The sequence below is a fragment of the Streptococcus mitis genome (genome assembly GCF_047459985.1).
Taxonomy (GTDB): domain Bacteria; phylum Bacillota; class Bacilli; order Lactobacillales; family Streptococcaceae; genus Streptococcus; species Streptococcus mitis_DZ.
On sequence record NZ_JASHHD010000010.1, the window covers coordinates 53012 to 68837 of the forward strand.

Below are 15826 nucleotides of genomic sequence, written 5' to 3' on the forward strand. Positions count from 1 at the left end.
CTTGCCTCTTAGTTCACATTCCGAACGACTAATGGGGACCACTATCACTATTTCATTAGTGGATGAGCGAGCCGATAACTTGCTCCAAAAATCCTTTAATTTGCTCAAAGAGCTTGAATACCGCTTCAATGCCAATAGCCAAGAATCTGAGTTGATGGAAATCAATCATCAAGCTGGAATAGCTCCAGTAAAGGTTCATCCAAACCTGTTTGAGCTAATTTCACTTGGATTAGAACATAGCCTAGCACCCTCTAGCCATCTCAACATCAGTATTGGTCCCTTGATTCAAACCTGGCGCATCGGTTTTTCAGATGCCAAAGTTGCCCAGCCTCAAGAGATTGAATCGGTGCTACCTTTAATCAATCCTCATTATATCGAGTTAGATTCTTCCACTTCCACTGTGTTTTTAAAACAGAAAGGAATGAAGATTGATCTTGGTTGTTTAGCCAAGGGTTATAGTGCGGATAAGGTTGCCCAATTTCTTAGAGAAGAGGGAGTGACTTCTGCCTTGATCAATCTGGGAGGGAATATCCTGACCATTGGAAAAAATCGGGCAAGAGGGGATCAGCCTTGGCAAATCGGGATTCAAGACCCAGCCAATCCGAGGGGAAATCACTTAATGACCATCCCCGTTGTCAATAAATCTGTCGTGACTTCAGGCATTTATGAACGTCACCTGACAGTCGATGGAAAAGATTACCATCATATTTTTGACAGCCAAACAGGATATCCTGTTGAAACGGAACTAGCTAGTCTAACCATCATCTCTGATAAGTCAGTCGATGGCGAAATCTGGACAACTCGTTTATTTGGAGAAAGACCTGCTTCTATCCTCTGGCAAGTCGAAAGTTTGGAGGGCATCGAAGCTATCCTCATCGATAAAGAAGGTCACCTAAGCTGTTCTTCAGGAATTCCTACTCTATAGAAATAGATGTTTCAATGGAGTTTTAAATCGTATTATGTAAAAAGAGAAAGGAAATCTCATGTTAAAACTTATTGCTATTGTAGGAACTAACTCAAAACGTTCCACAAACCGTCAACTGCTTCAATATATGCAAAAACACTTTGCTGATAAAGCAGAAATCGAATTAGTAGAAATTAAAGATCTTCCAGTCTTCAATAAACCAGCCGACAAACAAATTCCGGCTGAAGCTATGGAAATCGTAGCTAAAATCGAAGCAGCTGATGGTGTTATCATCGGTACACCAGAATACGACCACTCAATTCCAGCTGTTCTTATGAGCGCCCTAGCTTGGATTTCTTACGGAGTATTCCCACTTTTGAATAAACCTGTTATGATTACTGGTGCTTCATATGGCACACTTGGTTCTTCACGTGCTCAATTGCAACTTCGTCAAATTTTGAATGCTCCTGAGATTAAAGCAACAGTTCTTCCTGATGAATTCTTACTTTCTCACTCTCTTCAAGCATTTGATAAGAATGGTGACTTGGTAGATCTTGATGTCATCAATAAATTGGATGCCATCTTTGATGACTTCCGTATCTTTGTCAAGATTACTGAGAAATTGCGTAGCGCTCAAGAATTGCTTCGTAAAGATGCAGAAGAATTTGACTGGGAAAATTTGTAAGATAGGAGACAAAATAGAATGAAATTTGTTGGACTTGTTGGATCAAACTACGATCAATCATATAACCGCAAACTCTTGGAATTCATCCGCCGTCAGTTTAAAATTAAATTTGAACTAGAGGTTTTGGAAATCGATGAAGTTCCAATGTTTAACCAAGATGAAAAATGGGACGACAGCTTCCAGTTGCGCCTACTTTACAATAAAATTACTCGTGCAGATGGTGTCATTATTGCAACTCCTGAGCACAACCACACTATTTCTGCTTCACTTAAGTCAGTTCTTGAATGGCTTTCATTTGAAGTACATCCGTTTGAAAACAAACCAGCCATGATTGTGGGTGCTTCATACTATGACCAAGGAACTTCACGTGCTCAAGTTCACCTTCGTAAGATTCTTGACGCACCAGGAGTGAATGCCTACACATTACCAGGTAATGAATTCCTCCTTGGAAAAGCTAAAGAAGCTTTTGATGCGAACGGAAATATTATTAACGAAGGAACTGTTAAATTCCTTGAAACTTGCTTAGATAACTTTGTCAAATACGTAGGAGTCGTTTCTAAATTGAAAAAACCAAAACCAATTGAACCAGAAGACTTGGATTGTGGAAAACCAATCGCTACAACGATTACAGATGTTGACCCTGATGACCCAGAATGGGTAGAAAAAGTTGCAGAAATTACAGGTGCTGTATCCGGTGATACATACGTTAAACTTGACCATGGTATCCTTACAGTTAACCAAATTGATATGTTCTTGAAAGCTATGCCTTTTGAATTGACATATGCTGACGATAACAACCAATTCCTCTACTACAACAACGCTCACCAAGACCCTGATACAATGTTTGCAAAACGTGTACCATCTCAATCTGGTAGCCGTATGTCAACAGTTCACGGTTCACTTCCACCAGCACGTATGAAAAACGTTGAGTGGGTTATCGGAACACTTCGTAATGGTAATCAAGATTACGTACGTACAATTGTTCCTGGTTCACCTGCTGGTGTCATTAATACTCACAACTACCAAGCTATGTACTATCCTGATGGTTCATATGCTGGTATTAACGAGATTGTCTTCAACTTCCAACCATGGCTTGACTGGTACTTGAAAGAAACTGGGCAACGTCTAGTTGGTGGAAATGCTGCAGCTCCTGCTGGAGGACATGGCGGAGCAGATGCCACATCTGGAGCTTCTGATGCAGGTGATGCTGGAGGTCACGGTGGTGGCGCAGACGCTACATCTGGTGCAAGTAACTAATAATAGATTTAGGAACCATCCCGGTTCCTTTTTTAGTGATAAAAAGACTAGCAACACAAACTGCTAGTCTTTTGGTTATTATACTCTTCAAAAATCTCTTCAAACCACGTCAGCTTCGTCTTGCCGTAGGTATGATTACTGACTTTGTCAGTCTTATCTACAACCTCAAAGCAGTGCTTTGAGCAACCTGCGGCTCGCTTCCTAGTTTGCTCTTTGATTTTCATTGAGTATTATTTTATCTATCCTTGTTAAAAGGAATAATGCTTATTATGAATGTGGGTCATCGAGACTACGACCGTGTAATCCTTTTTCGCGTTGCACTTGACGAAGTTTTTCAGGAGTCACGTCATTTCCTTCCTCATCCACGATTTTAATACCTTCAACATGGTGACGAACTGCACGACGATAACCTTCGATGTACTCCTCACGTAGTTTGGCTTGTTCCACTTTTTCAGCTGGTGTTAAGCCTTCTGTTTTTTTCTTTTTAGCAAGCTCATTGATACGAGCAATTTTTTTCGGATCCATTTCTTCTCCTTTGTGATAAGATAAAGTCCGTTTATCAAATTTTATTTAGTATTAATTTGGTTAAAACGAGCAAGCTTAGCTGCTTTTTGAGTTAAATGAGACAAGATAGCCAAGCGATTTTGACGGACAGCCTGATCTTCTGCCATTACCATGGTATTCTCAAAGAAAGCATCAATAACTGGGCTAAGCGCAAAGAGCTGTTTCAATTGCTGACTTGCAAATCCTGATAAAACAAGTGTTTCTACTGCTTCTGCCAAAGCTTTTTCTTGGTCATTTTCAAAGAGTGCTGAATCAACTGTAGCAATTCCTTCTGCCTTCTCAGCCAAATTAAAGGCCCGAGAAAGTGATTCAACAGATGGTTTAAAGTCTTCTTCCTTGCTTGCTTCTACGAGAGCACTTGCTGCTTCCAACATATCTGCCACGACAAAGTTTGATCCTGCAAGAACGGCTTCCTTGATATCTTTTGGAGTAGAACCCATCATCTTATCAACACGAGCCTTAATAAAGTCCATAACTTCTGCTTTATTTTCATAAGTCAAGCTCTCAAATTTCAATGCATAAAGGCTCTCAATCAGCTCATCCATAGCAATGTGCCAACCAAAAGCATCCAAGATACGAACCACACCTTGAGTTGCACGACGAAGGGCGTAAGGGTCATTAGAACCTGATGGAATCAAGCCTACTGAGAAGAAACTCAAAATCGTATCCAATTTGTCTGCAATGGCTAGAACTGCGCCAACCTTGCTCTCTGGAAGTTTTCCTTCAGCTGATGTAGGCATGTAGTGTTCACGAATAGCAGCTGCCACTGCTGGAGTTTCACCAGCAAGAAGGGCATATTTCTCACCCATAATTCCTTGGAGCTCGTCAAATTCACCAACCATACCTGTCAACAAGTCAAACTTGTAAATGGCTGCTGCACGGGCTAGGTCAACTGTTTCATCCACTGACAAGCCAGCTTTTTCTGCCAAAAGTACCGCGATTTGCCCCGTACGAATCATGTGTTCACGAAGAGAACCAATCTTCTCATGGAAGGTTACATTGTTTAATTTTTCAACAAGATCTGAAATCACCAATTTTTGGTCTTCACGCCAGAAGAATTCTCCATCTTCCAAGCGGGCTACCAAGACTTTCTCATTTCCTTTGATGACATTTTCCAAATGCTCTGCGTTTCCATTACGAACTGAAATGAAGTTTGGCAAGAGTTTACCATCTTGATCACGGACAACAAAGTAACGTTGGTGTTCTTTCATCGAAGTCACCAAAACTTCTTCTGGAACGTCAAGGTATTTGGCATCAAAACTTCCCATGAAGGCAGTTGGATATTCAACCAAGTTCAAGACTTCATTTAGCAAGTCGGCATCAATTTCGATACGGACACCATGTTCAGCTTCGATTGCTTTGATTTGGTCCACAATCATCTGCTCACGTTCACGTGGATCTGCAATTACAAACTGTGCACGAAGGTCTTCTTCATAGCTCAAGGCTGACTGAATCTTGGTTTCTTGTCCCAAGAAACGATGACCACGGCTGACACGATCACCCTTTATATCAAGGAAATCCAAATCAAACTCTTGCTCATCCAAGAGAACGGTTAAAGTGTGCACAGGACGGATGTATTCAAAGCTATTACCAGCCCAGTGCATACTGACAGGGAAAGTCAGTGACTTCAAGACATCCACAACACCTGGAACAATGGCTTCAACTGCTTGACCAATTTCTTCCTTAGTGACATAGACGTATTCTTCACCCTTGATTTCACGGAATTCAATATCTTCAACAGTCAAGCCTTTTCCACGGACAAATCCTTGAGCTGCTTTGGTAAAGTTCCCATCACTATCCAAGGCAATTTTCTTTGCTGGACCCTTGAAATCTTCTGTCAAATCAGACTGCTTGTCTGCAAGCCCAGTGACACGAACAGCCAAACGACGTGGTGTTGAGAAGGTTTGAATAGCTTCAAAAGACAGGCTGTTTTCCTTGAGGAAGGTTGCCATTTTTTCGCCTAGTTGTTTTTCACTTGGCGTAACAACATAGGCTGGTAATTCTTCAAGACCGAGTTCTACTAATAAGTTTTTTGTCATGTTTTTTCTCCGAAAAGTATCTTTTTATTTTCCAGTTTGCCTTATGTGATTGGCACGCAAGTAACCAACTTGGTTGTTTCATTGCTAAAATTGGAGCTAAAAGTCTCCAATTTTGCCTAGTATCCTTAGCTTCACTAAGGATACCTTCATCACTGCGGCAACTAGCTCAGGGCTCACACTGTTCGCCCATTTTCGTAATTTGTCACTCTCTTTATTCTGCGTCTTCTGCTAAGAGTTTAGCTCGTGTTGCTTCATCCAAAAGTGGGTAGCCTAGGCGTTTACGTTCTGCGACAAAGGTTTTGGCTACGACACGGGCCAAGTTACGGATACGAGCGATATAGCCTGCACGCTCTGTTACAGATACGGCACCACGCGCATCAAGCAGGTTAAAGGTGTGTGAACATTTAAGAACATAGTCATAGGCAGGGTGTACCAAGCCTTCTTCCAAGGCATGACCAGCCTCTTTTTCAAACTTATCAAAGTTTTCAAGCAACATTTCTTGGTCCGAAATTTCAAATGAATATTTTGAGTGCTCGTACTCAGGCTGGATGAAGATTTCTCCGTATTTTACACCATCAGCCCATTCGATATCATAGACAGAATCCACTTCCTGAATATAAGAAGCCAAGCGCTCCAAACCATAGGTAACTTCCGCGGTCACAGGGCCAGTTGCCAATCCACCCACTTGTTGGAAGTAAGTGAACTGAGTGATTTCCATCCCATCAAGCCAAACTTCCCAACCAAGACCAGCTGAACCAGTTGATGGGTTTTCCCAGTTGTCCTCAACGAAACGGATATCGTGTTCCAAAGGATTGATTCCCAATTTCTCTAAAGATTCAAGGTAAAGTTCTTGGATATTTGATGGAGAAGGCTTCATGACCACTTGGAATTGATGGTGTTGGTAAAGACGGTTAGGGTTTTCCCCGTAACGACCGTCAGCAGGACGACGTGATGGCTCTACATAAGCCGCATTCCATGGCTCAGGTCCGATGGCACGAAGAAAAGTATAAGGACTCATGGTTCCCGCACCTTTTTCATTGTCATAAGCCTGCATTAGCATACAACCTTGGTCATTCCAAAATTGTTGCAAAGTCAAAATAATTTCTTGAAATGTTAATTTCTTAGACATTGAATACTCCTTAATAAAAAATGATTTCTTGCGATACGAGTCTGCCTAGTCGATTATACGAGGCAAGACGAGTTAGTACTGCGTCTAGCTTAAACACATGAAGCAGTGAGACTGTATAGAAAATCCAGGACTGATTTTCTTGAAAGAAGACTCAGGTTCAAAATCAAAAAGAACCGAATTTCAACACCCAAGCCTTGCGACTAGGGGCGTCAGAAACGCGGTTCCACCCTAATTTATTACTTCATTGCTTTTTTAAATACTACAGAAAGCGCCAGTTCTTTATTTTGTCCTACTTGGCTCCCACTATCCCAAGCTCGCTTGAAGAACGCCATAAGACTTTCTTTCCTGCAGACTATTATATCAAAAATTAGAAGAATGTACAATTCTTTTTATGATTTTCTAGAAATCCATATCATCAACTCGTGGAGCACCCGACTGAACAGCAATCGTTTTTAAGGTTTCTCTTTCCTCATGACTCAGTTCAATTCCAAAGCAATCAAGATTAGCTTGAATACGCGATGCTGTGACAGATTTTGGGAGTGGTAAAAATCCTTCTGCCAAGCTCCAGGCCAAGGCTATTTGAGCAACAGACTTTCCGTGATTTGCCGCAATTTCTTGCACTTGCTTGCTATCAAACAGTTCTCCCTGACCAAAAGGCCCCCAAGCTTCCAATAAAATTCCTTTTTCTCGACAGTAATCTACTACTTCCTCTTGATACACACCTGGTGCCAAACGAACTTGATTAACCGCAGGAACGATTCTTGCTGTTTCAAGCAAGGCACCAAATGATGGGGAAGGAAATTACTAACTCCGATAGCACGGATTTTACCTTCTAGATAAAGATCCTCCATCGCTCTCCAAATCTCAGCATTGCGAGTTTTCCATGCCTCATTTTCTCTTAAAGGTTTTGGGTTCGGCCAATGAATCAAATACAGATCCAAATAATCCAAGCCCAGCTTCTCTAAAGACTCTTCAAAAGCCTGACGAGCTTGCTCATAGTTATGATTTGTATTCCAAAGTTTACTGGTTACAAAGATTTCCTCCCTCGGAATGCCACTATCTTGAATAGCACGACCAACGCTTTCTTCATTTTTATAAATCGCTGCCGTATCGATATGGCGATAGCCTGCCTTTAAAGCCTCTAGTACAGCTTGATAGGCAATCTCTCCATTTTCAGCTTTCCAGGTTCCAAATCCCAGTACTGGAATTGTAACACCATTGTTTAAAGTATAAGATTTCATTATTTTTCCTTTCTATGAGAAGAAAATCCAAAGAGCCAAATTTTCAAGGAAAACTTTTCTCTTTAGATTTTGTGTATTATTGATTGCGGCCGTAATAGAGCTGATGAGCTTTAAGACGAGAGTCTAACAAATCTGGAATTGTCACAAAGTCATAACCTTGCCCTTTCAAATAGTCAATAACCTTCGGTAAAGCATTGACACTCTCAGCATGAATATCATGCATGAGAATAATAGAACCATTCTGCACTTCACGCTGAATCTCTGTCAGAATAGATGCTTCATTATGACTCTTCCAGTCAAGACTATCCACATCCCACAAAATAAAGCTCAAATCGAGGCTATTGCGAATGTCGTCTGTAATGGCTCCATAAGGCGGACGCATAAGTTTAGAACTAGCGCCCAGCACCTTAGTCAACGCATCCTCAGTATCAGTAATCTGTTTCTTAGCTTCATCAAGCGAAAGTTTTGAAAGCACTGGATGGCTCCAACTATGGTTTCCAATGACATGACCATCTGCTTTCATGCGTTTCAAAATCTCTTCATTTCCAGAAACATTCTTACCTAGTACAAAGAAAGTAGCCTTAATTCCATACTTAGAAAGAGTATCTAATGCTTGATTTGTCGTTGTAGGATTAGGTCCATCATCAAAAGTCAAGGCTACTACTTTACGATTTTTCTTTTCATAATAAGCCTTATAAAGTTCCGTATCCTTATCCAGCAGATATGAGGACTGAATAACCTCAAAGAAACTAGATACTGGCAAGGCTATCTCATCTAGATTCTCAACTGCCTGACTAGGATATAGGATTATTTGACTATCCTTATAATCAAAATCCCATAAAGATAAGTCTTGGTCAGAGAAACCTTTAACAAGCTGATCGACCTTTTCTTGCTCCAATTTCTTATCCTGTAAGAAAGAGGTCAGTTCTTTTATCAGCTGCTCTTTGGCTTTACTAGCATCTGAAAACAATTGATCAAGTGTAAAAGGTTTGCCATCTTCTGTCAAATGGACTTTTGCAAGACTAGTTTTTTCAGTCTCTTCAACTTTTGACGATGTTAAATCATAAACTTGTTTCATCACACTTCGGTTGACAATCCCTTTTAAAGTCGAATCCTGTTTCTCTGTATAATAAAAAACCAGATTTTCCTTGTCTTCCAGATTTTCCTTAATATCCTGTGTCATGATTTCCTTTACGGATGAAATCACTTGCTCCCCTTGGAGAGGATAATAGGTAATTACTTCTGCTTGTCCCTTACGAAAATGATCCTTCTGATTCCCCTCACTCAATTGATCATCTTTCTCTTTTTTGAGCGATTCAATCCTTTGTTCAAAATTTTGCTTTGTATATATTTTGTATCCAATAATTGAACCAAGGACACATATACTTACTGAAAAGATAGCTACCAGGGCTATCAAACCAATTCTCTTTTTATCGTGCTCAACACGTTTTGCTCTACTTTTATCCATAGAGATATCATATCAAATTCAGGCTATAATTTCAATTATTTTAGAGGAAATAGTATATTAAAAAGAGAGGAACTCCCTCTTAAAATCTTATTTTACTGCTTCTTTCAAAGCATCTACCTTATCCAAACGTTCCCATGGAAGATCAATATCCGTACGTCCCATGTGTCCATAAGCCGCTGTTTGACGGTAAATTGGACGCTTGAGGTCCAGCATTTGGATTATCCCTGCAGGGCGAAGATCAAAGATTTGACGAGCTGCTTTTTCAAGCTTGCTTTCAGCTACTGTTCCTGTACCAAAGGTATCGATACGAACAGAGACGGGTTGAGCAACACCGATAGCATAGGCCAATTGCACTTCTGCTTTCTTAGCAAGGCCTGCTGCAACAATATTCTTTGCAATATAGCGAGCCGCATAAGAGGCTGAACGGTCCACTTTAGTCGCATCTTTACCAGAGAAAGCACCACCACCGTGACGGGAGTAGCCACCATAAGTATCCACGATAATCTTACGACCAGTCAAACCTGAGTCCCCTTGAGGTCCACCGATTACAAAACGACCAGTAGGATTGATGAAGAATTTTGTTTGCTCATCCAAGTAAGAAGCTGGAATAACCTCTTTGATAACCTTGTTAATGACATCATTGTGAATTTGTTCGTTACTGACTTCTGGATCATGCTGAGTTGAAATAACAACTGTGTCCACACGTACTGGACGGTCATTTTCATCATACTCAACCGTAACTTGTGATTTAGCATCTGGGCGAAGATAGCTAATTTCCCCAGACTTACGAAGTTCTGCCAGACGACGAACCAATTTATGACTGAGTGAAATTGGCAAAGGCATGAGCTCTTCTGTTTCATCCACTGCAAATCCAAACATGAGCCCTTGGTCACCAGCACCAATCAAGTCAAGCGGATCTTGATCTGCATTCCCACGAACCTCCAAGGCTTCGTTAACACCTTGGGCAATATCTGGTGACTGCTCAACAAGTGACGGATGGACTCCCACTGTCTCAGCAGAAAAACCATATTCTGTATTGGTGTAGCCAATTTCTGCAATGGTATCACGAACCACACGGTTAATATCCACATAGGCATTTGTAGATATTTCACCAAAAACATGGACGGAACCAGTGTATACAGCTGTCTCAGCAGCAACGTGCGCCTCTGGATCCTTGGCTAAAATAGCATCCAAAATCGCATCTGAAATTTGGTCTGCAATCTTATCTGGATGCCCCTCAGATACAGATTCAGACGTGAATAATTTACGTTCTGACATAAAAATGTCCCCCCCTTAAAAATAGTGTTATAGAGTTACAAAGTACTGATAGGTATTTCTATAGTCTAAGAGTTACAACGCGTAAGAAATAAAAACATTTATGAAGCTAGTAAGGTGCATAGGGTGACCGCCTATAGCGGCAACCGTAGAATGACGAACGACTTTGGAACCGTCATTCTTTGCGAGTTGCGACTCGAAAGAAAAAATAGAAATTTCTACCATCTTATCGGGACTATATAACTCTACCATTATACCATTTTTAGGTGCAATTTGCAGTCTATAATGTAGTGTTTCTGTATAGATAGTTCGTTCTCATAAATAAAAAAAGTTGGAGCTCAGTACTCCAACAATTACTATTAAAATGTTTGGCGTTTTGCTTTACGCTCTGCACGACCGCGAGCACGACTTTCTGCACGCTTGGTTTTACGGCGTTTTTCATCAACCGCCCACTGGATTTTTTTCTTATAGCCCGGTTTAACTTTTTTCTTTTTCTTTTTGACCAGACCAATCATTTCAATATCAAGCTTATCTTGCTTCTTCTCACGATTGGCACGACGATCACGGTCATAAGTATCTTGAAATTCCCCGTCTTTGACCATCTTAGGAGTAAACTTGATTCCCAATTTCTCCAACTCACGGATATCCGAGTCATCACTTGGCTGGTAAAGGGTAATAGCTGTACCAGCTAGACCATTTCGTCCAGTACGACCAACTCGGTGAACAAAGAAAGATAAATCTTGCGGAATGGCATCATTGATGACATGACTAACACCTTCAATATCAATTCCACGCGCTGCCAAATCTGTTGCTACAATATACTCAAAATCCAGATTTTTCACCTGATTCATGATACGCTTGCGTTCGCGAGGGGCAATATCTCCATGAATCTTTGCCACCTTCAAACCTTGAGCGGTCAGGTATGAATGTAATTCATCAGCGCGTGTTTTAGTGTTCACAAAAATCATTGCCAAATAAGGCTGCATCAACTGAGTCAACTGGTAAATTTGAGCATTCTTATCACGTCCCTTGGTAGAAATCAACCAGTTATCAATGGTGTCAGAGATAACTGTTTTGGTCTTGATTTTCTCCATGACAGGATTTGACAAGTATTTTTTCAAGAATGGTTGCAACTTTTGTGGGATGGTTGCTGAGAAGACCATGAATTGCAAGTCTTTTGGAAGACTTCCTGCAATCTTATCAACAGTTTCTAAAAATCCCATATCCAAGGTCATGTCTGCCTCATCGACCACAAAAGTCTTAGCTTTATGAATAGCTAGGTCTCCAGATTTTACCAAATCATAAATACGACCTGGCGTCCCAATGACAATGTGTGGTTGATTACTTGCTAATTTGTCAATCTGACGGGCCTTGTCTGTTCCACCAACATAGTTAACGACACGTACTTCTACATCTGAATGAGCGGCAATCTGACGAGCTGCTTGGTAAATCTGAGTAGCCAATTCACGGCTCGGTGCCGTAATCACTGCCTGTACACTATCACTAGCTTCATCTAATTGCTGGAAAATCGGCAACAAGAAAGTATGAGTCTTACCTGAACCTGTTTTTGATTCACCGACTAGGTCACGACCTGCTAAAACAATAGGAATCAACTTGTCTTGCACCTCTGTTGGAGTTGTAAATTTTAACTCCTCCAAGGCTTCTCTAATATAGTTTTTAAATTGAAATTTCGTAAATGACATAATATCCTCGATTCTATCTATCTTATCAATTATACCATATTTTGTTCTATTTCAGTACCCTCACTTATTTATACTCTTCGAAAATCTCTTCAAACCACGTCAGCTTCCATCTGCAACCTCAAAGCAGTGCTTTGAGCAACCTGCGGCTAGCTTCCTAGTTTGCTCTTTGATTTTTATTGAGTATTAGTATATTTCCAGTAGCTTCTCTAGTCAGAAAAAGGCTGGAACTTCATAATTCCAACCTCTTTTCAGTCATTATTTCCAGTTTAAAATAGCATTCAAGCCATAGTGATCACTGACTTGCGGACTCTTGTTACCATCAAATACGACATGTAAATTTTCCACCTCTAACTCTTTGGTAGTAAAAACATAGTCGATTCGAAGGGGTTCAGTGTTCCCTTTCCAACCATCAATTTCTGGTGGAACAGTATAGCTACCACTTTTCTCTTGAGCAACTTCAAAGGCGTCTTGTAGGCCTAATGGACTAGCTAAAATAGCCTGATAACCCTCTTGACCAGCTGGATTGTTGAAATCTCCAGCTAGTAAAAGTGGCTTGTTCAATTCCTTCAATACAGCCTCAAATCGTGCCCATTCTTCTTGGAAACCTTTATCCCACCAAGAAAGGTGAACACTGGCAACCGCAAGTTCCTTACCATCCACTACAGTTTCAGCTAAGGCAACACGACGAGTATGATAATCTGTTGGATCATCCACATCTGAAACCAAAATTTCCCTGGCTTTAATAGGTGTTTTAGATAAGATTGCTACACCTTCATGGTAGCGATCATAACCGATATGGTTGTAGGCCCAAGTCCAATAGTAGCTTCTTCCCTTCTCAGACAATTTTTCAACCAAAAGTCTAACATAGTGGTCTTGGTGAATTGGCTCTGCTGCAGGTAAAGCTTGATATAGATCATTAACCTCCACCTCAGGAGAAGTAATTTCCTGATTGATTTCTTGGAAACAAATCAAATCATAGTCTTTATCAAGGATATCTTCAAGCAAGAGCTGGAATTTTTCCTCAGCTTCTTTTTCCATCCAGCTATGAGTATTGAGTGTTAAAAATTTCATGCTTTCCTCCTAAAACAAGAGGTTGGAAAACAGCTTCCAACCTCAACTATATTACAATTCTACTTTTGCAACTGCTGTTTTAGCTGCAAGAGAACCAGTTTGTTCTAATTTAACTGATTTAATAGCTTCAGCATTTGTGAAGACAACCACTGTTGAAGTTTCACGACCTGCTGCACGGATAGCATCCAAGTCAGCTGTGACAAGAAGATCACCTGCTGTAACTTTTTGTCCTTCAGCTACATGAACTGTAAATGGTTTTCCTTCAAGACTTACTGTATCCAAACCAATGTGAACCAGTACTTCAAGACCTGCTTCAGTCACCAGACCAAGAGCATGTTTTGTAGGGAAGATACTTGATACAGTACCTGAAACTGGAGATACAATATTTCCATTTGCAGGTTCTACAGCAAATCCATCACCCATCATTTTTTGAGCAAATACTGGATCTTTTACTTGTTCCAAAGCAACAACTTGACCATCAGCTACTGAGTAAACTTCCTCAGTAAGACCTTTGAATTGAACAGTGTTTTGTTGCGCTTCTGTCATTTGACTTGGAAGAGTTTCTGGAATGATTTCACCTGAATCAAGGATATCTTGGATATCAGATTTCAATACGTCTGCTTTTGGACCATATATAGCTTGAACTCCTTGTCCTTTCATGACAAGACCCATAGCTCCTTCTGCTTTCCATTGCTCTGCATTTCCTACTTTATCTGCATCTTTAACAGTTACACGAAGACGAGTCATACATGCATCAACATCAACGATGTTTGCACGTCCACCAAGAAGGTTGATAATGTTTACAGCTTGAGAACCTGCTGCAACTTTCACTTCACTGCTAGCTCCTTCTGAAGCTCCTTCAGCAGTTTCATAGTTTCCGTTACGTCCTGGAGTTGCATAGTTGAATTTTTGAATCATGAAGTTTGCGATAAAGTACATGATTACAGCAAAGAGAACAGTTACCCAGATAAAGTTAACGATATCCATACCAATACCAGCATTAATTGCTAGTGGTGTACGAGTCAAGAATTCAATTGAACCGAATGAGTGGACACGTAGGTTTACTACGTCAGCCATAGCGAAGGCAGCACCTTGAACAAGTGAGTAAACAAGATACATAGGTGTTGCAACAAACATGAACATGTATTCGATTGGCTCAGTAACACCAGTCAAGAAGGTTGCAAGAGCTGTCGCAATCATCATACCTTTGTATTTGTGTTTCTTGTCAGCATCAACATTACGGTAGATAGCAACAATCACACCCATCAAAATACCGAATGAACCGATCATTTGTCCAACTTTGAAACGAGCTGGGTGAACAGTATCTAACAAGTGTTGGTATTGAGTAGCATCAGTACCTTTAAGGTTAACAAGGTCTGTTACCCATGCAAGCCATAGTGGGTCTTGACCGAAAACTTGAGTACCTTTAGCTGCACCTGTCAAAATCTCATAAGTACCACCAAGAGCAGTATAGTTCATTGGGATTGTCAACATGTGGTGAAGACCAAATGGCAAGAGCAAGCGTTCCAATGTACCATACAAGAATGGCGCAAGGATTGGAGCAGTTTCTTGTGAGTTGGCAATCCAAATACCAAAGCTATTGATACCTGTTTGCACTACTGGCCAGAAGGCAGCAAGTAAAATTGCAGCGATTGCTGAACGAAGAATAACTACAAATGGTACGAAACGTTTCCCGTTGAAGAATGAAAGTGCATCGGGAAGTTTACGGAAATTGTAGTATTTATTGTAAGCAGTTGCCCCTACAAAACCTGAGATAATCCCTACGAACACACCCATGTTCAAGGCAGGAGCTTCCATAACACTAATGAAGTAATCAGCAACTTTGATTGATCCACCAAATAGAGTTGTTACCATAGCTTCTGGATTTTTCAACATATCTCCTGATACACCAAAGATTGTACCAGTGATACGGTTAATCAAGATGAAGGCAAGACCAGCAGCGAAGGCACCACCAGCACGTTCTTTGGCCCAGCTTCCTCCAATGGCTAGGGCAAACAAAATGTGAAGGTTACCGATAACCCCCCAACCAATTTGCTCAAGAATTCCACCTGTGATTACAAGTGGTGCAAAAGTTGGGTTAATCATCACAAGTGACTTACCGATTGAGATCATCAAACCAGCAGCCGGCATAACAGCGATAACCACCATCAAAGCCTTACCGAATTTTTGCCAAAACTCGAAAGACAAGACATTTTTGAATGTATCTTTCATCATTCAAATCTCCTTTATTTTTATTTAGGCAAACGTTTTACGAAAACGTTTGCACTTAGCTATGTATTCATTATACCACTTTAAAATTTTTTGTAAAGGCTTTTATAAAAAAAAGTACACTTTTTTCTAAAAGGTAACTTCTCAAAGTAACTTCCACTTGTCTGACCAAAGTGGAAGTTAGTCTAAAACGGATTTTTATGGTGGAATTAAGTATGAGACGTTTGAGTTAGAAATGAGGTCTACTATGACAAAACATAA

The 15826-nt window shown here is 40.5% G+C and carries 11 protein-coding genes and 1 pseudogene; 3 read left to right on the forward strand and 9 right to left on the reverse strand.

What is annotated here, in order from left to right; all coding sequences use genetic code 11:
* Position 1 precedes the first annotated feature (1 nt).
* Genes QM959_RS06765 through QM959_RS06775 form a run of 3 tightly spaced genes read left to right on the forward strand, consistent with a single transcriptional unit; the run spans position 2 to position 2846 of the window.
* The gene (locus tag QM959_RS06765) at positions 2–925 is read left to right on the forward strand and encodes an FAD:protein FMN transferase (RefSeq protein ID WP_247934476.1); all 924 of its coding nucleotides are present in this window, start codon (positions 2–4) and stop codon (positions 923–925) included.
* A 58-nt stretch (positions 926–983) separates the two neighbouring features.
* Complete coding sequence (locus QM959_RS06770; protein WP_075229439.1) at positions 984–1589, forward strand: NADPH-dependent FMN reductase; 606 nt, start codon at positions 984–986, stop codon at positions 1587–1589.
* An 18-nt stretch (positions 1590–1607) separates the two neighbouring features.
* Positions 1608–2846, forward strand: coding sequence for an NAD(P)H-dependent oxidoreductase (locus QM959_RS06775; protein WP_414372264.1), 1239 nt, complete (start codon positions 1608–1610; stop codon positions 2844–2846).
* A gap of 267 nt (positions 2847–3113) precedes the next feature.
* Here the strand turns inward: QM959_RS06775 and QM959_RS06780 are convergent, their stop codons facing one another.
* The 9 genes and pseudogenes from QM959_RS06780 to QM959_RS06820 form a co-directional block, all read right to left on the reverse strand.
* Complete coding sequence (locus tag QM959_RS06780; RefSeq protein ID WP_414372266.1) at positions 3114–3371, reverse strand: DUF896 family protein; 258 nt, start codon at positions 3369–3371, stop codon at positions 3114–3116.
* Positions 3372–3412: 41 nt separating this feature from the next.
* Positions 3413–5449 (reverse strand): glycine--tRNA ligase subunit beta, encoded by a 2037-nt coding sequence (gene glyS, locus QM959_RS06785; protein WP_414372268.1) that lies wholly within the window; start codon positions 5447–5449, stop codon positions 3413–3415.
* 211 nt (positions 5450–5660) lie between these two features.
* Entirely contained in the window at positions 5661–6578 is a 918-nt protein-coding gene (glyQ, locus tag QM959_RS06790; RefSeq protein WP_084940864.1) for a glycine--tRNA ligase subunit alpha, read from the reverse strand.
* A gap of 399 nt (positions 6579–6977) precedes the next feature.
* Positions 6978–7819, reverse strand: a pseudogene (locus QM959_RS06795) (aldo/keto reductase).
* A gap of 76 nt (positions 7820–7895) precedes the next feature.
* A complete protein-coding gene (gene pgdA, locus QM959_RS06800) occupies positions 7896–9287 on the reverse strand; it encodes a peptidoglycan-N-acetylglucosamine deacetylase PgdA (protein ID WP_414372270.1) in 1392 nt (463 codons plus the stop codon).
* Positions 9288–9374: 87 nt separating this feature from the next.
* Positions 9375–10565, reverse strand: a complete 1191-nt coding sequence (metK, locus tag QM959_RS06805) for a methionine adenosyltransferase (protein ID WP_000003942.1) — start codon at positions 10563–10565, stop codon at positions 9375–9377.
* A gap of 356 nt (positions 10566–10921) precedes the next feature.
* Entirely contained in the window at positions 10922–12265 is a 1344-nt protein-coding gene (locus QM959_RS06810) for a DEAD/DEAH box helicase (RefSeq protein ID WP_247934483.1), read from the reverse strand.
* Between the two features lie 255 nt (positions 12266–12520).
* Entirely contained in the window at positions 12521–13336 is an 816-nt protein-coding gene (locus tag QM959_RS06815) for an endonuclease/exonuclease/phosphatase family protein (RefSeq protein WP_414372272.1), read from the reverse strand.
* A gap of 51 nt (positions 13337–13387) precedes the next feature.
* The gene (locus tag QM959_RS06820) at positions 13388–15571 is read right to left on the reverse strand and encodes a PTS transporter subunit IIBC (protein ID WP_414372274.1); all 2184 of its coding nucleotides are present in this window, start codon (positions 15569–15571) and stop codon (positions 13388–13390) included.
* Between the last annotated feature and the right edge of the window lie 255 nt (positions 15572–15826).